The sequence below is a fragment of the Stutzerimonas chloritidismutans AW-1 genome (assembly GCF_000495915.1).
In the GTDB taxonomy this organism is placed as follows: Bacteria; Pseudomonadota; Gammaproteobacteria; order Pseudomonadales; family Pseudomonadaceae; genus Stutzerimonas; species Stutzerimonas chloritidismutans.
The window spans coordinates 93,678-116,486 of sequence record NZ_AOFQ01000046.1 but is presented as its reverse complement, the minus strand read 5'-3'; the positions used below and the strand labels follow the sequence as shown (position 1 = coordinate 116,486).

The 22,809-nt window shown below is 64.6% G+C and carries 16 protein-coding genes; all 16 read left to right on the top strand.

The window, feature by feature from the left end:
* Positions 1–1,101: type VI secretion system baseplate subunit TssK (tssK, locus tag F753_RS39290; RefSeq protein ID WP_023445804.1), on the top strand; the 1,101-nt coding region annotated here is incomplete at its 5' end.
* Between the two features lie 5 nt (positions 1,102–1,106).
* Complete coding sequence (gene icmH, locus F753_RS39285; RefSeq protein ID WP_014822128.1) at positions 1,107–1,988, top strand: type IVB secretion system protein IcmH/DotU; 882 nt, start codon at positions 1,107–1,109, stop codon at positions 1,986–1,988.
* A 1-nt stretch (position 1,989) separates the two neighbouring features.
* Positions 1,990–5,529, top strand: a complete 3,540-nt coding sequence (tssM, locus tag F753_RS39280; RefSeq protein ID WP_023444230.1) for a type VI secretion system membrane subunit TssM — start codon at positions 1,990–1,992, stop codon at positions 5,527–5,529.
* On the top strand, positions 5,529–6,260 hold the full coding sequence (locus F753_RS39275) for a PP2C family protein-serine/threonine phosphatase (protein ID WP_023444231.1): 732 nt from the start codon (positions 5,529–5,531) through the stop codon (positions 6,258–6,260). The genes tssM and F753_RS39275 overlap by 1 nt, the downstream gene beginning before the upstream one ends.
* Positions 6,257–7,234, top strand: coding sequence for a serine/threonine-protein kinase (locus F753_RS39270; protein WP_023444232.1), 978 nt, complete (start codon positions 6,257–6,259; stop codon positions 7,232–7,234). Before F753_RS39275 ends, F753_RS39270 begins: the two co-directional genes overlap by 4 nt.
* Positions 7,235–7,255: 21 nt before the next feature.
* The gene (locus F753_RS39265) at positions 7,256–9,304 is read left to right on the top strand and encodes a type VI secretion system Vgr family protein (protein ID WP_023445803.1); all 2,049 of its coding nucleotides are present in this window, start codon (positions 7,256–7,258) and stop codon (positions 9,302–9,304) included.
* Positions 9,305–9,352: 48 nt separating this feature from the next.
* Positions 9,353–11,650: a lysozyme family protein gene (locus F753_RS50040; RefSeq protein ID WP_023445802.1), complete on the top strand. Its 2,298-nt coding sequence runs from the start codon at positions 9,353–9,355 to the stop codon at positions 11,648–11,650.
* Positions 11,650–12,060, top strand: coding sequence for a lysozyme inhibitor LprI family protein (locus F753_RS39260; protein ID WP_023445801.1), 411 nt, complete (start codon positions 11,650–11,652; stop codon positions 12,058–12,060). The genes F753_RS50040 and F753_RS39260 overlap by 1 nt, the downstream gene beginning before the upstream one ends.
* Before the next feature lie 160 nt (positions 12,061–12,220).
* Complete coding sequence (locus F753_RS39255) at positions 12,221–14,092, top strand: di-heme-cytochrome C peroxidase (protein ID WP_023445800.1); 1,872 nt, start codon at positions 12,221–12,223, stop codon at positions 14,090–14,092.
* A gap of 26 nt (positions 14,093–14,118) precedes the next feature.
* Positions 14,119–15,255: a catalase family protein gene (locus F753_RS39250; RefSeq protein WP_023445799.1), complete on the top strand. Its 1,137-nt coding sequence runs from the start codon at positions 14,119–14,121 to the stop codon at positions 15,253–15,255.
* Positions 15,256–15,382: 127 nt separating this feature from the next.
* Positions 15,383–16,531 carry an MlaE family ABC transporter permease gene (locus F753_RS39245; RefSeq protein WP_031297882.1) on the top strand — a complete coding sequence of 383 codons (1,149 nt, stop codon included), beginning with the start codon at positions 15,383–15,385 and terminating at the stop codon, positions 16,529–16,531.
* The gene (locus F753_RS39240) at positions 16,528–17,313 is read left to right on the top strand and encodes an ABC transporter ATP-binding protein (RefSeq protein ID WP_023445797.1); all 786 of its coding nucleotides are present in this window, start codon (positions 16,528–16,530) and stop codon (positions 17,311–17,313) included. Before F753_RS39245 ends, F753_RS39240 begins: the two co-directional genes overlap by 4 nt.
* Position 17,314: 1 nt before the next feature.
* Positions 17,315–18,253, top strand: a complete 939-nt coding sequence (locus F753_RS39235; protein ID WP_023445796.1) for an MlaD family protein — start codon at positions 17,315–17,317, stop codon at positions 18,251–18,253.
* Positions 18,250–18,876 (top strand): ABC-type transport auxiliary lipoprotein family protein, encoded by a 627-nt coding sequence (locus tag F753_RS39230; RefSeq protein ID WP_023445795.1) that lies wholly within the window; start codon positions 18,250–18,252, stop codon positions 18,874–18,876. The genes F753_RS39235 and F753_RS39230 overlap by 4 nt, the downstream gene beginning before the upstream one ends.
* A 117-nt stretch (positions 18,877–18,993) precedes the next feature.
* Entirely contained in the window at positions 18,994–20,070 is a 1,077-nt protein-coding gene (locus tag F753_RS39225) for an HlyD family secretion protein (RefSeq protein WP_023445794.1), read from the top strand.
* Positions 20,067–22,808, top strand: coding sequence for a ribosome-associated ATPase/putative transporter RbbA (rbbA, locus tag F753_RS39220; protein WP_023445793.1), 2,742 nt, complete (start codon positions 20,067–20,069; stop codon positions 22,806–22,808). Before F753_RS39225 ends, rbbA begins: the two co-directional genes overlap by 4 nt.
* The last annotated feature ends 1 nt before the right edge of the window (position 22,809 follow it).

Genomic DNA, 22,809 nt, shown 5'->3' with positions numbered 1-22,809 from the left:
GGGGGGGGGGAGCCACTGGCGCTGGACATTCCGCCGAACACCGGCAGTACACCGGTATACCTCGCGCTGCCACTGGTCACCGGCAACCACATCGAAACGCGTCGCCCCGAACAGAAGGACGTGCTGGCGCGCTACACCGCCCATGAGCTGGATGTCGCCGACTCCAATGCCGGCGACAGCAGCACCAGCCAGGTCAGCACCGGGCTGCCGGATTTCCGCCTGCTGCTGGGCGAGCAGCAGAGCGACCAGGCCTACGTGAAACTGCAGCTGTGCGAGGTGCTCGACACCACGCCGGACGGGGTCATCAGCCTCGACCCCGAGTTCATTCCGACCTACGTCAACTTCCAGGCCTCAGGCTATCTGCTGTCCTGCCTGAAGGAAGTGATCAGCATGCTCGCCCACCGCGGCGACACCCTCGCCGAGCGCATCAGCGCCACCGGCAAGGTCGGTGGCGCCGAGGTCGGCGACTTCATGATGCTGCAGCTGATCAACCGTCACGAACCGGTGCTGCGCCACTACCTGGGCGTGGAGCAGGTGCACCCGGAGCAGATCTACCGCGACCTGCTTGGTCTGCTCGGCGAGCTAGCGACCTTCTCCAGCGAGAGCAAGCGCCCGCGCCTGGACGGTCGTTACCAGCACAGCGACCAGGGCGCGAGCTTCCGCAAGCTGATGGACGCGATCCGCCAGGTGCTGTCGATGGTGCTCGAACAGCACGCCATCGAACTGCTGCTGCAGCAGCGCCAGTACGGCATCCAGGTATCGCCACTGCACGATCACAAGCTGCTCGGCACGGCGTCCTTCGTGCTCGCCGCCAGCGCCCAGTGCGATTCGGAAACCCTGCGCACCCGCCTGCCGGCGCACCTGAAGATCGGCCCGGTGGAGCGCATCCGCCAGCTGGTCAACCTGCATCTGCCGGGCATCCGCATCAAGCCGCTGCCGGTGGCGCCGCGGCAGATCCCCTTCCATGCCGGCAAGACCTATTTCGCGCTGGAACTCAACGCCGAGGACCAGGCGCAGCTGGAGCGCTCCGGCGGCTTTGCCTTCCATGTGTCCGGTGACTTCACCGGGCTCGAACTGAAATTCTGGGCGGTCAGGGACTGAGCGACATGATCAAGGAAATGGATTACGGACAGAACGACCACACGGTCATCGTCAACCGCGCCGGCGAGGCCCCGGCACAGAGCCCGTTGACCGACTTCGACACCCCGCCGCGCTTCGAGCAGCTGGAGGAGCGGATGATCTACGCCGCCCGCCTGCGCCCGGCGGAAACCTTCAACATCAGTCTCAATCCGCTGGTGGCCGCCGCCTCGCCGCTGCTCTCGGAAGTGGTACGGCTCAAGCACAGCCTGGACAGCGAAGACCTGCAGGCACTGCACCGGCAATTGAGCAGCGCGATCAAGCTGTTCGAGCACCGCGCCCTGCACGACGGCGCCGAGAGCAGTCAGGTGATGGCGGCACGCTACGTGCTCTGCACCATTCTCGACGAGGCCGTAGTGACCACGCCCTGGGGCAACGAGAGCGAATGGTCGCAGATGAGCCTGCTGTCCTCCTTCCACAACGAAACCTTCGGCGGCGAGAAGTTCTTCCAGCTGCTCGAGCGGCTATCGCGCAACCCGGTCAAGCACCTGCCGATGCTCGAACTGATGTACCTGTGCCTGTCCCTCGGCTTCGAGGGCAAGTACCGCGTGTTGCCGCGCGGCATGCTCGAGCTGGAAGCGGTGCGCGACAGCCTCTACCGGCAGATCAGGCAGATGCGTGGCGACATACCGCGCGAGCTGTCGCCGCACTGGGAGGGCCTCAAGGACACCCGCCGGCGCCTGGTGCGCATCGTGCCCTGGTGGATGGTCGCGCTGTTCACCCTGATGTGCCTCGGGGTGATCTACAGCGGTTTCGCCTGGGTGCTGGGCGAACAACGCGAGAGCGTGCTGCAACCCTATCGCTCGCTGGACATGGATGCCGGCGATTCCACCTTTTCAGGGATGAAATGAGATGAAGACGTTCTTCGGCAAACTCGGCGCCGTGCTGCGCCGAACCTGGGTCTGGAGCCTGCTGCTGGTCCTGCTGCTGGCGGTTCTGGTGTGGTTCGTCGGACCGCTGCTGGCGGTGAATGACCACCGCTTCTGGGAGTCATCCAGCAGTCGTCTGCTGAGCATCAGCGTCCTGTTCCTCGGCTGGGGCCTGGCCATGGTCTTCGCCAGCTGGCGCGCCAGCGCGCGCAAGAAGCGCGATGCCGAGGACCAGGACATTCAGGAGCAGCTGCGCCGCGACGGCCTGATCGGCGAAGAGCAACAGGAGCTGCGCCATCGCTTCAGGCAGGCGCTGCGCACCCTGAAAACCTCCAGCCTCTACCGCGGGCGCAGCGAGAAATGGCGCAGCGAGCTGCCCTGGTACTTGCTGATCGGCCCGCAGGGCAGCGGCAAGACCAGCCTGCTGGATTTCTCCGGGCTGGATTTCCCGCTCAATCGCAGCGAGCAGCAGCGCCTGACCAAGGACGTCTCCGGCACCCGCTACGCCGACTGGTATTTCGCCGATCATGCCGTGCTGATCGATACTGCCGGCCGTTACCTGACCCAGCCCGACGCCGCCGTCGACGGTAGCGCCTGGGACACCCTGCTCGGCCTGCTGCGCAAGCGCCGTGCCCGACCGCTCAACGGCGTGCTGGTCAACCTGCCGTTGGATCAGCTGCTAGGCGGCAATGAACTGGAGTTGGAGCACCTTGCGCGTCAGGCCCGCCAGCGTCTGCATGAGATTCACCAGCGACTGGGCGTCGATGTACCCGTCTATCTGGTGCTGAGTAAGGCCGATCGGATTCTCGGTTTCGACGAGTTCTTCGATCAGCTGTCCCGCGAGGAAAGCGATCAGGTACTCGGTGCCAGCTTCCGTAAGGAGCAGAATGGCAGCGATGCGCAGGTGGTGCGCGAGGAGTTCGAGGAACTGCTGCGCCGGCTGAACAGCCAAGTGATCATGCGCATGCACCAGGAACGTGACAGCCAGCGCCGCGGACGCATCCTCGACTTTCCGCATCAGCTGGGGCAGATCGGCGAGCGCCTGAGCCTGTTCATCGAACTCGCGTTTGCCGGCAACCGCTATCAGCGTGCCAGCCAGCTACGTGGCTTCTACCTGACCAGCGCGCCGCAGCTACGCGAAGGTCTCGACCCGCTCACTGCCGGCATCGGCCGCCAGCTCGGCCTGGCCAGCAGCGCACTGCCGACCTTCCGCAGCGGTCGTGCACGCTTCATCAATCAACTGCTCAGCCGGGTGATCTTTCCCGAAGCCGAACTGGCGGGCCTCGATCAGCGCGAGGTTCGCCGCATCGACTGGGGCCAGCGCGCGCTTTATGCAGGCGCCTTCGGTTGCCTGGTGCTGTTCGGCGGCGCCTGGGCACTGAACTTCTCCAGCAACCACGAGCGCCTCGAACAGCTGCGCGGCATCGCCCAGACGCTGGGCGGCGAACGCAAGACCATCAAGGTGGAAGACGAAGCACTGCGCACCCTCAAGGTGCTCGATGGCAGCTACGCGGCAACCGAGGTATTTCCGCCCAGGGACGATGTGTCCTGGCTACGCCGTGGTGGCCTGTATCAGGGCGAGGCGGTCGACCCGACATTGCACGACGCCTACCGTCGCAATCTGGAAACGCTGCTGCTGCCACGGGTCGGTCGGCAGCTGGAAGCGCAGATCCGCGCCAACCTGAATGATCGCGAACAGCTGCTCGGTAGCCTGCGCGCGTACCTCATGCTGAACCTTGCCGAGCGCCGAGATGCGGCCTTCCTCAAGGACTGGCTGGCCGCCGACTGGTCGCTGCGTCATAGCGGCAACGCGGTTGCCCAGCAAGGCCTGAACACCCATTTTGCCCGCCTGCTGGAGGAGTCGTTCGCACCCTATCAGCTGAACGACAACCTGGTGGCCAAGGCCCGCGCCCAGCTACGCAGCGAATTGCTGGCGGCAGTGGTGTACCGCATGCTGCGCGATCAGGCGCGCAACCTTCCCGACTACCGACTGAACACGCAGCTCGGCCCGCAGGCGTCCCTGTTCGTCGGCGGCGACTATGCGATTCCCGGCTTCTACACCCAGCGCGGCTATCAGGAGCTGTTCGTCGCCCAGGGCGCCGAGCTGGTCAGCGAAATCCTGCGCGACAACTGGGTGCTGGGTGAAGGTGACAGTCTCAGCGCCAAGGACCTCGGGCGCCTGCTGGTGGAAATGGAACAGCTTTACTTCCGTGACTACGCCACACATTGGAGCGAGGCAATCACCCAGCTGAACGTCCTCCCGGCGGGAAGTGCGGCGCAGGGTGCCACGCAACTCGCCGGGCTCACCGCTGCCAACTCACCGCTGCTGCAACTGCTGCTTGCGGTGCGCGAAAACACCCGCTTCGCCGGCCTCGCCGACGCGACTGAGGAGGCCGGCGACCTGGCCGATGCCGCCCAGAGCGACGGCGGCAAGCTTGGCAAGGCGGCCAAGCTGGCCACCGCCGCAGCGGAGCAGGCCCAGGCCGCGCTGCTGAAAAACGTACCGGACACCGCGCGCAAGACCCTCGAACGCCGTTTTGCACCGCTGCACCAGCTGCTCGACGAAAACGGCGCGGCTGGTCCCGAGCTGACGGCAAGCCTGCAGGCACTCGACGCCCTGCAATTGCAGCTGGCCTCGCTGGCCCACGCCAGCGCACCGGAACAGGCCGCATTCGAGATGGCCAAGGCACGCATGGGCGGTCAGCGCGACGCCATCAACCAGCTGCGCAGCAGTGCTTCACGGCTGCCGCAACCAGTCGGCAAGTGGCTTGGTCTGCTGGCCGAGGACAGCTGGTCGCTGGTGCTCAGCGACGCCTATCACTACCTCAACCAGCGCTATCGCAACGAACTCTACGCCAGCTATCGCGGTTCGCTGCGCGAGCGTTATCCGTTCAGCGCACACAGCGCCAGCGACGTCGCCCTCGCCGACTTCCGCGAGTTCTTCAAAGCACAGGGCCTGGCGGACAGCTTCTTCGAGCGCTACCTCAAACCCTTCGTCAGCGGCAGCGCAGGCCAGTACCGGTTACGCCGGGTAGACGGTCGCGGCCTGCCACTGTCCGAGCAGTTCCTCGCGCAGATGAGCCGGGCGCAGACCATTCGCCGCAGCTTCTTCGCCGAGAACCCCAACGAGCCGCTGATCCTGTTCAAGCTGGAGCCCTATTCGCTGGATTCGAGCCTCGGTCGTGCCGACTTCCGCTTCGGTAACCAGCAGATGGAGTATCGCCACGGTCCGATCGTGCAGACCGCATTCCGCTGGCCAGCCGAGGCCGACGACGGGCGCACCAGCCTGGTGGTGGAAGAACTCGGCGGCCGTCGCGTCGGCATCGAGAAGAACACCGGCCCTTGGTCGCTGTTCCGCATGATCGACCTGATGCAGGTCGACTACCACAGCGGCCGCGACGTGCTGATGCTCAAGGCCGATCTCGGCGGCCTGCGCGCCAACTACCTGCTGCACGCGCAGCGCTCGCCGAATCCTTTCGACCTCGCGCTGCTGCGCGGCTTCAAGCTGCCGGCGACGCTGTGATGAGCGCGACGGCGTGTAGCTGGCGCAGCACGGCGCGCACCGACACCGGCAAGGTGCGGGCGCGCAACGAGGATGCCTTCCTCGACCTGCCGCAGGCCGGGTTGTGGGCCGTGGCCGACGGCATGGGCGGACACCAGAACGGCGCGCTGGCGAGTCGCCTGATCGTCGAGCAGCTGGCCGATCTGTCCACTACGGGCGACCTGCCTGAGCGGGTGCTGGCGCTGCGGTGCTGCCTGCACGAGCTGAATCGCCGGCTCAGCCAGGAACTGACGGTCACCGCCGAACGCCCCGATCCGGTGATCGGCAGCACCGTGGTCGCCCTGCTCGTGGTGGATGACCGCGCGGCATGCATCTGGGCGGGCGATAGCCGCTGTTATCTGTGGCGCAGCGGGCGGCTCTATCAGCTATCGCGGGATCATTCGCTGTTGCAGCAGCTGCTCGACGAGCAACAACTGAGCCCCGAACAAGCAGCCAGACATCCCGCGTCCCATGCGCTGACCCGCGCCATCGGGGCCAGTGAAGAGCTGGAGCTGGATATCCTCGAGTTCGACGTGTTTCCCGGGGACACGCTGCTGCTATGCAGCGATGGGCTCTACCAGAGCATGTCCGCCGACGCCCTCGGTGCGGCACTTAGCCTGCCATCCACACACCTGGCACTGGAGCGGCTGTTTCGCCAGGCATTGAAGGGGCCGGCACGGGACAACCTCAGCGCCGTGGTGATCCGCCGATGAACGCACCGCAATTGCAGGCCAGCGACCTCACCTACTTTGCCCTGGCGTCCACCGCGGCCACGCCAGCAGCGGTCAAACCGAAGACAGCCCCTGGCGAGCTGCCGGACGTGCTCGGTGGCCGCTACCGGATCGAGCGCCTGCTCGGCGTCGGCGGCATGGGTGCGGTCTATCGCGCGCGCGATCTGCTGCGCGAACAGTTTGGTGATCCGGAACCTTACGTGGCGCTGAAGACGCTCAGCGAGGATTTCGCCGAATACCCCGACGCCAGCGCGCTGCTCTACAGCGAGTACGCACTGACGACACGCCTCAGCCATCGGCATGTGGTGCGCCTGTACAACTTCGATATCGACCCGGCCAGCCAGCGCGCCTTCATCACCCTGGAGCTCCTCAAGGGGCCAACCCTCGACCAACTGCTGTGCGAACGCCCGCAGGGCATGGCCTGGAGCGAACTGCAGGGCATCGCGCTACCGCTGCTGGAAGCGCTGAGCTATTCCCACAGCCTGGGCGTGCTGCATGGCGACCTGAAGCCGAGCAACGTGATGCTCGCCGAGGACGGCCTGCGCCTGTTCGACTACGGCCTCGGCCAGCCGCTGGAAGGCCTGCTACCCGGCCTGCCGCGCCTGTGTCGCACGCGTTTTGCGGCCTGGACGCCGCGCTATGCGGCACTGGAACTGCTCGACGGCGGCGAGCTGACCGCCAGCGCCGATATCTATGCGCTGGCCTGCGTGCTCTACGAACTGGCCAGCGGCAGCCATCCGTTTCGCCGGCTCAGCGCTCGCCAGGCCAAGGCGATGGAGCTGGACCGCGCCCTGCAACGGCCGCCTCAGCTGCCCGCGCACTGCTGGCCGGCACTGCGTCTGGCGCTGGCATTCGACGAAGCGCAGCGCAGCATCGATGCGGCAGGCTTGCTGCAGGCCTTCAGCCGCCCCGCACCGAGCCGTCTGCGGCGCTGGTTCGGGCACTCCCACGGATGACATCAGGACAAGGAAAGCCCCATGTTCAACGCGGCCAATGAAACCCACTTCAGCCTGACGCTCGAAGGCGTGGAGCACGACCTGCAGGTCCTCGCCTTCAGTGGTCGGGAAGCCATCAGCCAACCGTATCGCTTCGACCTCGAGCTGGTCAGCGAGCTGCCTGATCTGGATCTGCAGGCGCTGCTGCATAAACCCGCCTTTCTCGCTTTCGACCCCGCCGGCATGGGCATCCACGGCCTGGTCCACCGCATCGCCCAGGGTGAATCGGGCAAACGCTTGACCCGCTATCGCCTTACGCTCGTTCCGCAACTGGCCTACCTCGCGCACCGGACCAACCAGCGCATCTTCCAGCACCTCAGCGTGCCGCAGATCATCGCCCAGGTGCTCGAGGAGCATGGCATCCAGGCCAACGCCTACCGCTTCCAGCTCGGCCCGGTGATCTACCCGCCGCGCGAATATTGCGTGCAGTACGACGAAACCGACCTGCACTTCATCCAGCGCCTGTGTGAGGAAGAAGGTATCCATTACCACTTCGAGCACAGCACCAGAGGTCATGCGCTGGTTTTCGGCGATGACCAGACCAGCTTCGCCAGACTCGGCCAGCCGACCGCCTATCTGCAGGACAACGGCATGACGGCCGACGAGCCGGTGATCAAGCGCTTCGCCGTGCGCGTCGCGACACGCACCAGCCGGGTCAGCCGCCGTGATTACGACTTCGAACAACCCAGGCTGCTGATGGAGGCAGCCCACCGCGGCGAACCGGCGGCAAACGCCATGCCGCAGCCCGACCTGGAGGACTACGACTACCCCGGCCGCTTTGCCGCGCGCGCCCGCGGCAAACACCTCTCGCAACGCGCGCTGGAGCGCCACCGCCACGACTACCGCCTGGCCGAGGGCAACAGTGACCAGCCGCGGCTGGTCAGTGGCCATCTGCTGGAAATCTCCGACCACCCGCGCCGCGAATGGAACGACCTGTGGCTGCTTACCGAAGTGCTGCACGAAGGCAAGCAGCCACAGGTGCTGGAAGAGTCGGTCACCAGCCATGTCGATACCGGTGACGGTTTCACTCAGGGCTACCGCAACCACTTCACCGCTACGCCCTGGGATATCCCTTTCCGCCCGGCACTTAACCATCCGAAACCGAAAGTCCTCGGCAGCCAGACCGCCGTGGTCACCGGCCCGGCGGGCGAAGAAATCCACTGCGACCAGTACGGTCGCGTGCGCGTTCAATTCCACTGGGATCGCGAAGGCCAGGCCGACGACAAGACCAGCTGCTGGCTGCGCGTCTCCTCCATCTGGGCCGGCGGCCGCTACGGCGGCATCGCCATCCCGCGGGTCGGGATGGAAGTGCTGGTGACCTTCCTCGAAGGCGACCCCGATCAACCGCTGGTGACCGGCTGCCTGTATCACAAGGAGCATCAGGTCCCCTACGACCTGCCGGCGAACAAGACCCGCACGGTGTTCAAGACCCTGAGCAGCCCCGGCGGTGGCGGCTACAACGAACTGCGCATCGAAGACCGCAAGGGCGCCGAGCAGATCTACCTCCACGCCCAGCGCGACTGGGACGAGAACATCGAGCACGACCAGAAGATCCGCGTCGGCCACGAACGCCACGACACCGTGGAGGCCAACAGCTACAGCGAGTTCAAGGCCGAAGAACACCTGATCGTTGCCGGCGATCGCAAGGTCGAAGTCAAACCCGACGACCACCTCACTGTCGGCCAGACCCAACACATCAAGCTCGGCACCGCCCAACTGACCAAGGCCGGCCGTGAGATCCACCTCAAGGCCGGGCAAAAGATGGTCATCGAAGCCGGTGTCGAACTGACCCTCAAGGCCGGAGGAAGCTTCATCAAGCTCGATCCGGGCGGCATCACCGTCTCCGGCCCGCTGGCGCGAATCAACGCCGGCGGCGCACCGGGCAAGGGCTCGGGGATCAAGATCAAGCCACCGGTACTGCCAGGGGTCGCGGACAGCGACAACGCCGGGAGCTTGTTGGAGCAGGCACTGCCGGCCGAGGCGGACAGCCTGCTCCGCAAACGCAAGCGCTCGCTCAATTTCTCGGGCTAAGAACAGTGCCGGCTGCGCAGCCGGATCGAACGCAAGGAAGCATCGAACATGGCCGAACACAAGCCGATCAATTGGGCTTACCCGTTTCCCAGCAAGGACACCAGCCACAATCCGCTGCAACTGCTTACACATATGGCCCAGGCCAAAGGCGGGTTCTACCCCACCGGCGAAAACGGCTTATGGCATGGCGGCGTGCATTTCGACGAAGGCACGAGTGCTGCATTCGACCAGTCGAGCGTGCGCTGTATCGCCGACGGAGAAGTAATTGCCTACCGCATCGATGAGCGCTACCCGGTCAGCGAATTCACCGACGAGATTCCCATGGTCAAACGAGCACCCTTTTCCACGGGGTTCGTTCTGGTCAAGCACAGCCTGCAGCCGCCGCCGCTGAAGAACGCTGACGGCAGCATCGTCGAAGGACAAACCCCTCCAAGCCTCACTCTCTACAGCCTGTACATGCACCTGCTGGATTGGGCGGGCTACCAGGCACAAGCGGACCTTCCGCGCCCCTCCTTCTGGGAAACCAAACGCTATACCGTGAATACGCAGCACGATGGCCTGAGCGTTCGCGCAGGCCCGAGCAAGCACACCACCAAGCTGTCGGAGCTATCCAAGGGTGCCGAGATCACCATCGGCGAGACGGAAGGCGAGTTCACCAAGCTGGTCAGCCTGATCAGCGGGACGGCACAACCCGCCCTATCAGCCGACGACGAGGAGCAACTGCCCGGCTATGTATCCACCAGCTTGCTCAAACCGCACAGCGCGCCAGCGGAATACGGCAAGGTCATCGTTCTCGACAGCGGGTTGCCGATCAAGACGGGTGACCTTATTGGCCATCCCGGCCTGTACCAGAAGCACGACAGCGCCGCTCAGCGCATGGTCCATGTCGAACTGTTCAGCTGCGACGATGTGCCCGCCTTTATCGCCCGGAGCCGCGCCTGGGCCAGCCGCTTGCCGGACGACAAGAAAATCCTGCTCAAGGTCTACAAAGGTGCGAGCAAACTGATCACCCATCGGGACGATATCAATGCCGAAAACCCGCCCAAGCTGGACGACGATGGCACGCAGATCGGCGTCGACCTGATCATTCCGCAGTCCTTGCTGGATGGGCTCCCCGCTTCGAGAAAAATCCAGGCCAAGGATGGCGCGGACAACACTATGCACTGGTGGCGGCTGGACGGCCTGTTCGCCGACGCTGACGGCAACCCCATCGACGGCTGGCTCGCCGAGCAGAAGCTGATCACTACTCGTCATAGCCCGTGGGAGTGGGAGGGTTTTGAATGCCTTGAGGATGCCGATCCTCCCATTTCGGGATTCGTCTATTACCTCAACGCGGCGCTTCGCCTGTCCGACGACGAAAAAGCCAGCTACCAGGGCGCCATCGACCAGGCCGACAAAGGTCCGGTGCGCAGCCGCCTCTACGACATCATCGACACCAACCGCGACGGCAAGATGACCTCCCAAGAAATCCAGGTGGCACTGGAAAAGCCTTGCCACGCCCAATCCATCTCGCAGCTCGTCACGCGGCATGAAAGCGAGTGGTTTTGGAATGCAGCGCGTTGGGACGAACTCGATGAGCTGATGGGCCACCGCTCCGATGACCCCAATCAGGATTGGGCCGAAGAGAAGAACCGCATCAAAACTCTAAGCTGGTGGGGCGATATCCCCGGGCGCTACTCTATCAGCGCAGATGGGAAAGCTTGGCACTTTCAACCACTTGCCCTGATCGGCATATACAGCACTGTAGCGCGTGCCAACCACACGATTAGCGAAGGGAGAATAACGTTTGATGCCGAAGGGAATAATATTCCAACCTCTCCGTTCTTCAGCCGGGTCATTCACTGGCCTGGAAACAATCTATCGGGGGTCACTCTCGGTCGCGGTTATGATATGGGTTCCCGGACCGAAATAGAAATCTACGATCATATGACAAGTGCCGGCATTGCGCATGACCAAGCAACTAAGATTGCTCAGGCGCACGGAAAGAAAGGCCTAATCGCCCAGCAATTTGTTAGAGAGAACAAATCATCTATTGGGCAAATAACTCCCGAGCAGGAAATACTTCTTTTCAACATTATCTACCCAAACTACGTAGATCGCGCTATCAGCAACTATGACCACTGGACTGCGAGCGAGCCTGATAGGACCGATTGGAACGCCCTAGATCAGGTCATCAGGGATGTGCTGGTAGATTTCGTCTATCAGGGTTTTACAAAGGGGCCCAGCCCGATGAAGGCTGGAATGAGGAATGATAAAGCCGAGCTGATACGCTACATAGAAAATACGCCTGCCATCAGGCAGTATGAGCCGGGGCGAAACAGAGCTCGTTACCTTAGGAATAACTAATGTTCAATATCCGAAAAATAACTCTAATTTTTTTGCTTCTGTTTGCACGCACAGCATTAAGCAATGATGTTAATAATCCGTGCGAAGAGATTGAAGCTTCTTCTCAAATAGCCCTGTGCGCGCAGTACAATAAAGAGCAATCAGACAATCTTCTTAATTCATCGTACAAGGCCACTCTGAATCGAATCAGACTTCAGTATAAAAACTCACCTTTGCTAGCAGACCAATACCTTTCTCTACTAAAGACGGCGCAGCGAGAATGGATCGATCTGCGAGACGCAGATTGCAAGCTTGAAGCCTTTGAAATAGAGGAGACTGCAGAGGCTTACCAAGTAACGATTGATAATTGTATCTCAAGGATGAGTGATGACAGGGCGGACTATCTGAATCGCATTGCCCCTGACATATGAGGACACTGGAAAAAACCGGTGTAAGCGTCGTTCGAGACAAATATGGGGTGGACCACACCCACGCTAATATCTGTCACCCATAAAGAATGACGCCGTATTGCCATCACCCCACAACCCTGCGATAAACGCGCACTCGCCATGACGCTACAAGGATGTACCGATGCGATTGCTGCGCCGAGCCCTGGGGGCTGTCTTGTTGTTGGCCGTGCTGGTCGTGGGGGTCGGGCTGTATTTCGTGGCCTACCCGAACCTTCCAGAGTACGAAGCGCCCGAAGCGCTGCATTATCTGGAGCAGTGGGACACCACGCAGCGGCAGACCTATTACTACACGCCGCAAGGCACCCAGGTTAAAGGACTGGAGTACGACTGGTTCCGTGCGCTGGAGCTGCCCTTCAGCCGGGACAGGTTCGCCACGCCCGACTACCTCGCGCGCTTCGGCTTTCTGGTCGATCCCGCGCAAAAAGCCACCGCGCTGAACCCCGGCAACCTGCCGGTCGGCTTTGCCCGCCACGAGGATGATGAGACCGGTCGCGCCTATCTGGATGTGACCTGCGCTGCCTGCCACACCGGCGAGCTGCGCTACGGGGGTCAGGCCATTCGTATCGATGGCGGTGCGGCGATGCACTCACTCGCCTCCACCGTACCAACGCTACGTGGCGGTGCGTTCGGCCAGGCGCTGGGCATGAGCATGGCCTTCACCTACTACAACCCGCTCAAGTTCCGTCGCTTCGCCGAGCAGGTGCTGGGCGAGCGCTACGAGCAGGACCGCGCGCAGTTGCGCCACGACTTCAAGCAGGTGCTCAACCGTCTGCTCGGCACCGCCTACAACGACTGGCACCGCGGGCTCTACCCCACCGAAGAAGGCTTCGGCCGTACCGATGCGTTCGGTCGCATCGCCAACAGCGTGTTCGGCGACACCATCGATCCGGCGAATTACCGCGTGGCCAACGCGCCGGTGAGCTACCCGCATCTGTGGGATATCTGGAAGTTCGACTGGGTGCAGTGGAACGGCTCGGCCATGCAGCCGATGGCGCGCAATATCGGCGAGGCGCTGGGTGTTGGCGCCACGCTGCGGCTGCTGCATGAGAACGGCCAGCCCGTCGCCGAAGCCGAGCGCTACGCATCGGGCGTTCGCGTACGAGACCTGCACAGGCTGGAAACCACGCTCATGCAGCTGGCCCCGCCCCGCTGGCCCGAAGACGTGCTGGGCGCGATCGATCTCACGCAGGCCAGCCTCGGTCGCGCGCTGTACAAGGAAAACTGCGCGCATTGCCACGACGCCAGGCCCAAGCCGGTCGACAAGCGTTTCGCTGCCGAGCGCGACCCCGAGTGGCGCATGAAGGTGATCCCCACCTCCTTCGTCGGTACCGATCCGACCACGGCCGACAATATCGCCGACCACCGCTTCGACCTGACCCGTCTGGGCTGGACTCAGGACGAGCTGGATCGTCTGGATGTGCAGCTGTATGGCGCGCCAGCCGGCCCGCTCGATCTCGCCAGCCTGTCCAGCGCCAAGGGGCTGGCCTATATCACGGCCTATGTCGAAGAGCGCGCCTACCGTGACGCCGGCATCGACGAGGTCGAGCGCGCGGAATTCGACGGCTTCGGCCTGCCGATCGGCGTGCAGGAACTGCGCGGCTACAAGGCACGTCCGCTGGACGGCATCTGGGCGACGCCGCCGTTCCTGCATAACGGCTCGGTCCCCACTCTGTTCCAGCTGCTGTCGCCGGTCGCCGAACGGCAGAAGCAGTTCTGGGTGGGTAGTCGCGAATACGATCCGCAGCACGTAGGTATCCGCACCGAGCGCTTCGACGGCGGCTTTCTGCTGGATACCGCGATCACCGGCAACAGCAACCGCGGCCATGAATTCCGCGCCGGCTGCCGTGGCAACGGCGTGATCGGCCGGGCACTGGCACCGCACGAGCGCTGGGCGCTGGTCGAGTACCTCAAGGTGCTCGGCGACCCCCGCTTCGAACCGCGCCTGGAGGAATTGCCGGCGCCCCCCCACAACCCCGGCCCAAGCTGCCCCTGACCTGCCCTCGCACAAGGATCTGTTTCATGCTGACAAGACTCTGGCTCTGGATCGGTCGCCTGCTGGGCCGGCTGCTGCTCGCCGCCACCGCCGTGGGCCTGGCAGGCTGGGCGATTGCCGCCGTCCACTTTCACCTCACCCATCGTGGCCCCGTCTCCAGCGAAGAAGTCATCGCGCCGAGCGAAGCGGCCGACACCCAGGCGATCATCGCCGACGCCATTGCCGTGGTGGAGCAGCACAGCGAGAACACCCGTGTGCTGCGCGACGCCCATGCCAAGGCCCACGGCTGCGTGCGCGCCGAGGTCAGCGTGCGCGCCGACCTGCAGCCCGTACTGCGCCAGGGCGTTTTCAGCGAACCGGGCAAGACCTGGCAGGCCTGGGTGCGACTGTCCAACGGCAACGCCTATCCGCAGTTCGACCGCATCCGGGACGCGCGTGGTATGGCGATCAAGCTGCTCGACGTGCCGGGGGAAAAGCTCAGCCGCGACCCGCGCCACGCCAGTGAGCAGGACTTCGTGATGTTCAACCACCCGGTGTTCTTCGTCCGCGACGTTGCCGAATACCGCAGCAACTTCGCCGCCCAGGCGCAGGGCAAGAAGGCGCTGGCGTTCTTCCCGAGCGTTGATCCGCGCAGCTGGGAGCTGCGCCATCTGTTTATCGCGTTGCAGACCCTGGCGTCTGCACCGCAAAGCCCGGTTGCCACCACCTACAGCTCGGTGGCGCCCTACAAGTTCGGTCCGCATAACATCAAGTACCGGGTCATCCCGACGCCGGAGAACTGCCCGACCTACCAGCTGCCCGAGCAGAACCGCGACCTGCCGAATTTCCTGCGCAGTGCGCTCTACCAGCAGCTGTCCCTCGACCGCGCGCCCGCCTGCTTCGCCCTGCAGGTGCAGCGGCAGAACGCCGAGCACTACATGCCCATTGAGGACACCAGCATCGAGTGGGACGAAGCCATCGCGCCATTCGAGACGGTCGCCGACATCCGCCTCCCGCCGCAGGACTTCGACAGCCCCGAGCAGAATCTCGCCTGCGATAACCTCAGCTTCAACCCCTGGCACGCACTGCCGGAGCATCGCCCCATCGGCGGCATCAATCGGCTGCGCAAGGCGGTGTACGAGGCGATCAGCAGCTATCGGCTCGAGCGTAACGGCGCACTTTGACGCGACCGTCGTGGTCCATCCGCCGGCCGTTGCCGACCACGGGCCATCCGGTCCTGTCTTGCCGGGCAGAGCCCTGCTAGCATCAATCGGGACTCCATCGCCCGACATAGGCACCCGTTTGCAGAAGATGAGCGCCACCCTGTCCTCGTCTCCCGGTTCGGTGACCCTCGATCCAGGGGCTTCACCATTGCGGGCGCACATCGTTGGTGACTGGACCCTCGCCCATTACGCAGCGCTGCGTCGTGAGGTGCAGCGGCTCAGGGCGCGGATCGACGAGCGCAGCCAGATCGAGCTGAGCGGGCTGGGTGCACTGGATACGGCAGGCGCCGGCCTGCTGGTGGAACTGCTGGGACCCGAGCGGATCGCCGCCATTGAAGCCTGGGCGCCGCAATTGCCGGCCGAACGCCTGGCGCTGCTGCGCACCGTTGCCAGCGCCCTGGATCAACCGGATGCCGCCGAGCCGCCGCGTGGCTATGCCTTCGGCGACATACTGGCCCACGTCGGTCGCACCGTCGCTGCGGTATGGAAGCAGCAGCGCATGCTGCTCGGCTTTATCGGCCTGACCCTGCAGACGCTGCTGCTGACCCTGCCGCGACCGCGGCGCTGGCGGCTGACCTCACTGGCCGTGCATATCGAACAGACCGGGCTGGACGCGGTGCCGATCGTCGCATTGCTGACCTTTCTGGTCGGCGCGGTGGTGGCCTTTCTTGGCGCGACCGTGCTCGCCGACTTCGGCGCGACTATCTACACCGTCAACCTGGTGGGCTTTTCCTTCCTGCGCGAGTTCGGCGTGCTGCTGGCGGCGATCCTGCTCGCCGGACGCAGCGCCAGCGCCTTCGCCGCGCAGATCGGCTCGATGAAATCCAATGAAGAGATCGACGCGATCCGCACCCTCGGCCTGAGCCCGATCGAGCTGCTGGTGCTGCCACGGGTGCTGGCGATGCTGATCACGCTGCCGATCCTGACCTTCGTCGGCATGCTCAGCGGCATCGCCGGCGGGCTGGTGGTGTGCGTGCTGGCGCTGGACATCTCGCCGACGATGTTCTTCAACATCATGGCGCGCGATATCGCCGTCAGCCATTTCCTGGTCGGGCTGGGCAAGGCCCCGGTATTCGCCTTCATCATCGCGGTGATCGGCTGTCTGGAAGGCTTCAAGGTCAGCGGCAGTGCGCAGTCGGTGGGCGAGCACACCACCTCCAGTGTGGTCCAGGCAATCTTCATGGTGATCCTGCTAGACGCCATCGCCGCGCTGTTCTTCATGGAGATGGGTTGGTGACGAGCAACGACTCGCTGATTCAGGTACGCGGACTGGTCAATCGCTTTGGCAGCCAGACCGTGCACGAGAATCTCGACCTGGACATCCGCCGCGGCGAGATTCTCGGCGTGGTCGGCGGTTCGGGCACCGGCAAGTCGGTGCTGCTGCGCAGCATCGTCGGCCTGCGCCGGCCCAACGCCGGCAGCGTAACGGTATTTGGCGAGAACCTGCTGGAACTGTCGGCCGAGCGCCGCTCACAGCTGGAACGACGCTTCGGCGTGCTGTTCCAGCGTGGCGCACTGTTCACCTCGCTGAATCTGCAGGAGAACGTCGCCCTGCCGCTGATCGAGCACGCCGGCCTCGAACGCAAGGATGCCGAGCACCTGGCGCGGCTGAAGCTGGCGCTGGCCGGCCTGCCAGCGGACGCCGCCTGCAAGTACCCCGACGAGCTGTCCGGCGGCATGATCAAACGCGCCGCCCTGGCGCGCGCGCTGGCGCTGGACCCGGAAGTACTGTTTCTCGACGAGCCCACCGCCGGCCTTGACCCCATCGGCGCGGCAGCCTTCGACCAGTTGATCCTGACCCTGCGCGACGCGCTGGGCCTCAGCGTGTTTCTGGTGACCCACGATCTGGATACGCTCTATACCATCTGCGACCGGGTCGCCGTGCTGTCGCGCAAGCGCGTGCTGGTGGCCGATCGCCTGGAGGTGGTGGAAGCCACCGACGACGCCTGGATTCGCGACTACTTCCACGGCCCACGTGGCCGGGCGGCGCAACAGGCTGCCGACTTGCAGGAGAACTGACATGGAAACCCGCGCCCATCACGTGCTGATCGGCCTGTTCACCGTCCTGGCAGTCGGCGGCGCCCTGCTGTTCGCCCTCTGGCTGGGTAAGTCGAGCATGGATCGCGAATACAACTATTACGAGATCAGCTTCAATCGCGCGGTCAGCGGGCTGTCCAACGGCAGCTCTGTGGAGTACAGCGGCATCAAGGTCGGCGACGTCGAAGCGCTATGGCTCGAGCCGGACGACCCGCGCAAGGTGCGGGCGCGCATCCGCGTCTATTCCGGCACGCCGATCAAGCAGGACACCCGCGCCCGCCTGGCGCTGGCCAACATCACCGGCAGCATGATCATCCAGCTGCACAGCGGCACGCCGCAGAGCCCGCCGCTGGAGGGCAAGCGCGGCGAGCCGCCGCTGATCATCGCCGACCCATCGCCGCTGAGCGCGTTGCTGGAGAACGGCGAGGACCTGATGACCAACATCAACAACCTGCTGCGCAGCGCCAACCTGATGCTCTCCGAGGACAATGCCGGTCGCATCGGTCGCACCCTGGCCAATCTGGAGCAGGCGACCAGCGTGCTGGCCGAACAGCGTGGCGATCTGAGCGAAGCGTTGACCCAGCTCGCCCAACTGGGCCAGCGGACCAACACTGCGCTGGAGGAAATCACCCGCCTGACCCAGAACGCCAACGGCCTCATCGACGATGAAGGTCGCCAGCTGCTGAGCACTGCCGGCGAGTCGATGGCGGCACTGGAACGCGCCACCTCGCGGCTGGACGCCCTGCTGGCAGACAACCAGGGCGCGCTGAACAACGGCCTGCAAGGCTTCAGCGATCTGGGCCCGGCGATCAACGAACTGCGCGGCACCCTCGGCGCGCTGCGTCGCGTCACCCAGCGCCTCGAAGACAATCCAAGCGGTTTCCTCCTCGGCCGCGAGAAGATTCAGGAGTTCACCCCATGAGCCGCCTAGCGCTGTTCCGCCCTCTCGCCCTCGCGACGCTGTTCGGCACGCTTTCGGCCTGCACCTTGCTGCCCGACGCCGAACCAATCCGGGTGTTTCTACTGCCGACCGGCGACGTGCCGGCAAATCAGTCCACTAGCACCTTGCGCCAGGCACTGCGTATTCATACCCCCCATGCAAGTCGCATCCTTGCCGGGCCACGCATCGCCGTGGTGCCGAACGGCAACCAGATCAGCAGCTATCAGGGCGCGCGCTGGGGCGATGCGGCACCGACGCTACTGCGCGACCGCTTGGTCGAGCAGTTCAGGCAAGGCGGGCAGGCAGCGGCAGTGAGCAATGAGGAAAGCAACCTGTTCGCCGAGCTGGAGCTGTTCAGCGATCTGAGGGCGTTTCAAAGCGAATACATCGACGGCCGCCCTCATGTGCGGATCCGTCTCGACGCGCAGCTCGCCTCGACCGCTGACCAGCGGATTCTCGCCAGCCGCCGCTTCGACATTCTCCAGCCCGCCCACAGCCCACAACTGGAAAGCGTCGTAGATGCCTTCGCCCAGGCCAGCGACGAGCTGAGTCAGCAGTTGCAAGGCTGGGTCGTGGCGGTAGCAAAAAGCCATCCCGCGCAGTGAAAACCGGCGAAAAAGTCGATTAAAGGCGCTGAACCGCAGTTTTATTGACTCAGGCTAAGCGTAACCTTCAGGGCAATCGCTTAGCATGCGAACTATCGCTTCACGTAAGGAACGCCCATGAAAGCGCCAGCCCAGAAAAATCTTCGACGGGTGCTGTTCGCGCTCGTCGCGCTCGTGGTAATCGGCCTGCTGGCATGGTCGGAGTTGCGCACGGATGGCTTGGGCGAGGGCTTTGCCAGCGGCAACGGCCGGATCGAGGCCACCGAGATCGATGTGGCGACCAAGCTCGGTGGTCGCATCCGCGAGATCACCGTCGACGAGGGCGACTTCGTCCAGCCGGGCCAGGTCATCGCGCGCATGGATACCGAAGTGCTCGACGCCCAGCTCAACCAGGCCCGCGCCCAGGTGCGCCAGGCAGAAAACGCCATCCTCACCGCCCAGGCGCTGGTCACCCAGCGCGAGAGCGAGAAGGCCACTGCCGAGGCAGTGGTATTGCAGCGGCGCGCCGAACTGACCGCGGCGCAGAAACGCCACCAGCGCACCGCTACCCTCGTCGGCCGCAACGCCCTGCCGCGCCAGCAGCTGGACGACGACCTCGCCGCCATGCAAAGCGCGCAGGCTGCGCTGGCTGCTTCGCGCTCGCAGGTGCTCTCGGCCGATGCCGGCATCGCCGCCGCCAGGTCCCAGGTCATCGAAGCGCAATCTGCGCTGGAGGCGGCACAGGCCAGCGTGGTTCGGCTGCAGGCGGACATCACGGATAGCGAACTGAAGACCGATCGCGTGGCGCGCGTGCAGTACCGCGTGGCGCAACCGGGCGAGGTACTCGGCGCCGGCGGCAAGCTGCTCAATCTGGTCGACCTGGCCGACGTCTACATGACCTTCTTCCTCCCCGAGCGTCAGGCCGGCCGGGTGGCGATGGGCAGCGAGGTGCGCCTGGTGATCGATGCGGCGCCACAGTACGTGATTCCCGCCAAGGTCACTTATGTCGCCAGCGTCGCGCAGTTCACGCCGAAGACGGTGGAAACCGAGAGCGAGCGCGAGAAGCTGATGTTCCGGGTCAAGGCGCGGATCGACCCGGAACTCCTGAGAAAACATATGGAGCAGGTCAAGACCGGGCTGCCCGGAATGGCCTATCTGAAGCTTGACGCTGACGCCGAATGGCCGGCGCACCTGCAGATCAATGTCGGCAAATGAACCAGTCTCCTGACCCGGTCGCCGAGATCAGCGGAGTCAGCCTGCAGTACGGCAAGACCCGCGCGCTGGACGACCTCAGCCTGTCGCTGCCGGCGCGCTGCATGGTCGGCCTGATCGGCCCGGACGGGGTCGGCAAGTCGAGCCTGCTGGCGCTGATCGCCGGTGCGCGCAAGTTGCAGCAGGGCCATGTGCAGGTGCTCGACGGCGACATGGGCGATGCCGGCCACCGCCGCGCGGTCTGCCCGCGCATCGCCTACATGCCCCAGGGGCTGGGCAAGAACCTCTACCCGACGCTGACGGTGTTCGAGAACCTCGAGTTCTTCGGCCGGCTGTTCGGCCAGGACGCCGAAGAGCGCCACTGGCGCATCGCCGAACTGACCCGCAGCACGGGCCTCGCGCCGTTCGTCGAGCGCCCGGCGGGCAAGCTCTCCGGCGGCATGAAGCAAAAGCTCGGCCTCTGCTGCGCGCTGATCCACGACCCCGACCTGCTGATCCTCGATGAGCCGACCACCGGCGTCGACCCGCTGTCGCGCGCGCAGTTCTGGGAACTGATCGAACGCATCCGCAGCGAACGCCCACAGATGAGCGTGCTGGTCGCGACCGCCTATATGGACGAAGCGCAGCGCTTCGACCATCTGGTGGCGATGGACGCCGGCCGCATACTTGCCACCGGCACGCCAGCCGAGCTGCTGGCGCGCACCGGCAGCGACTCGCTGGAGCAGGCCTTCATCCGTCTGCTGCCGGAAGCCAAGCGTAGCCAGCACCGTGAACTGGTCATCCCGCCGCAGCCGCACAGTGACAGCATCGCCATCGAGGCTCACGGCCTGACCATGCGTTTCGGCGATTTCGTCGCGGTGGATCAGGTCAATTTCCGCATCGCCCGCGGCGAGATCTTCGGCTTCCTCGGCTCCAATGGCTGCGGCAAGACCACCACCATGAAGATGCTCACCGGCCTGCTGCCAGCCAGCGAGGGCGAGGCGCTGCTGTTCGGCAAACCGGTGGACCCGCACGACATGCAGACCCGTCAGCGCGTCGGCTACATGTCCCAGGCCTTCTCGCTGTACAGCGAGCTGAGCGTGCGGCAGAACCTCGAGCTGCATGCACGACTGTTCCACCTGCCGGCCGAACGACGCGGGCCGCGCGTGCAGGAGATGCTCACCCGCTTCGACCTCACCGGCGATGCCGAAAGCCTGCCCAGCAGCCTGCCGCTGGGCGTGCGCCAGCGCCTGTCGCTGGCCGTGGCGGTGATCCACAACCCGGAGATCCTGATCCTCGACGAACCCACCTCGGGGGTCGATCCAGTGGCGCGCGACGGCTTCTGGGAGTTGCTGGTGCAGCTGTCGCGCGAGGACGGCGTGACCATCTTCATCTCCACCCACTTCATGAATGAGGCGCTGCGCTGCGACCGCATCTCGCTGATGCACGCCGGACGAGTGCTCGACAGCGACACGCCGCAGGCGCTGATGGCCAAGCGCGGGCTGCCGACGCTGGAACAGACCTTTATCGCCTACCTGGAGGAAGCCGCCGCCGCACATGCTGGGGAGCAGCCGGCAACGCCGCCCGCCGCACCGAGCAGTCCCTCCCAGGCCACAGGCAACAACGGACGCCAGGCCCGCTTCAGCCTGCGCCGCCTGCTCAGCTACACCCGCCGCGAAGCCATGGAGCTGCGCCGCGACCCGATTCGGGCGACGCTGGCGATGCTCGGCAGCGTGCTGCTGATGTTCATCATGGGCTACGGGGTCAGCTTCGACGTGGAGAACCTGACCTACGCCGTGCTCGACCGCGACCAGACCACCACCAGCCAGCACTACCTGCTGAACATGGCCGGCTCGCGCTACTTCATCGAGCAGGCGCCGCTGGCCAACCATGCCGAGCTGGACCAGCGCATGCGCAGCAACGACATCAGCCTGGCGGTGGAGATTCCGCCGAATTTCGGCCGCGACCTCAAGCGCGGCGCTGTGCCGCAAGTCGCGTTCTGGATCGATGGCGCCATGCCGATGCGCGCCGACACCATCAAGGGCTATGTGCAAGGCATCCACCTGAGCTACCTGCAGCAGCTGGCCCGCGAGGCGGGCGTCGACGGGCAGCTGGCACCGGCTGACGTGGCCATTCGTTATCGCTACAACCCGGACGTGCAGAGCCTGCCAGCCATGGCACCGGCGATGATCCCGCTGCTCCTGATGATGATCCCGGCGATGCTCACCGCCCTCGGCGTGGTGCGCGAAAAGGAACTGGGCTCGATCACCAATTTCTACGTCACGCCGACCACCCGCCTGGAATTTTTGCTCGGCAAGCAGCTGCCCTACATCGCGCTGGGCATGTTCAATTTCGCCACCCTGGCGCTGCTGGCGGTGTTCGTCTTCGGTATTCCGATCAAGGGCAGCATCCTCACCCTCTGCCTTGGCGCGCTGCTCTACGTGACCTGCGCCACCGGCCTGGGCCTGCTGATGTCGTCGATATTGAACAGCCAGATCGCGGCGATCTTCGGCACCACAATCGTCACCCTGCTGCCGGCCATCCAGTTCTCCGGACTGATCCACCCGGTTTCGGCGATGGAGGGCGCCGGCGCCTTCATCGGCAAGCTCTACCCGACCAGCCACTTCCTGATCATCAGCCGCGGGGTATTCTCAAAGTCGCTCGGGCTGGCCGAGCTGTACCCCTATTTCATTCCCATGCTGCTGGCGATCCCGCTGCTGACCCTGCTCAGCGTCGCCGGCCTGCGCAAGCAGGAGAAATGAC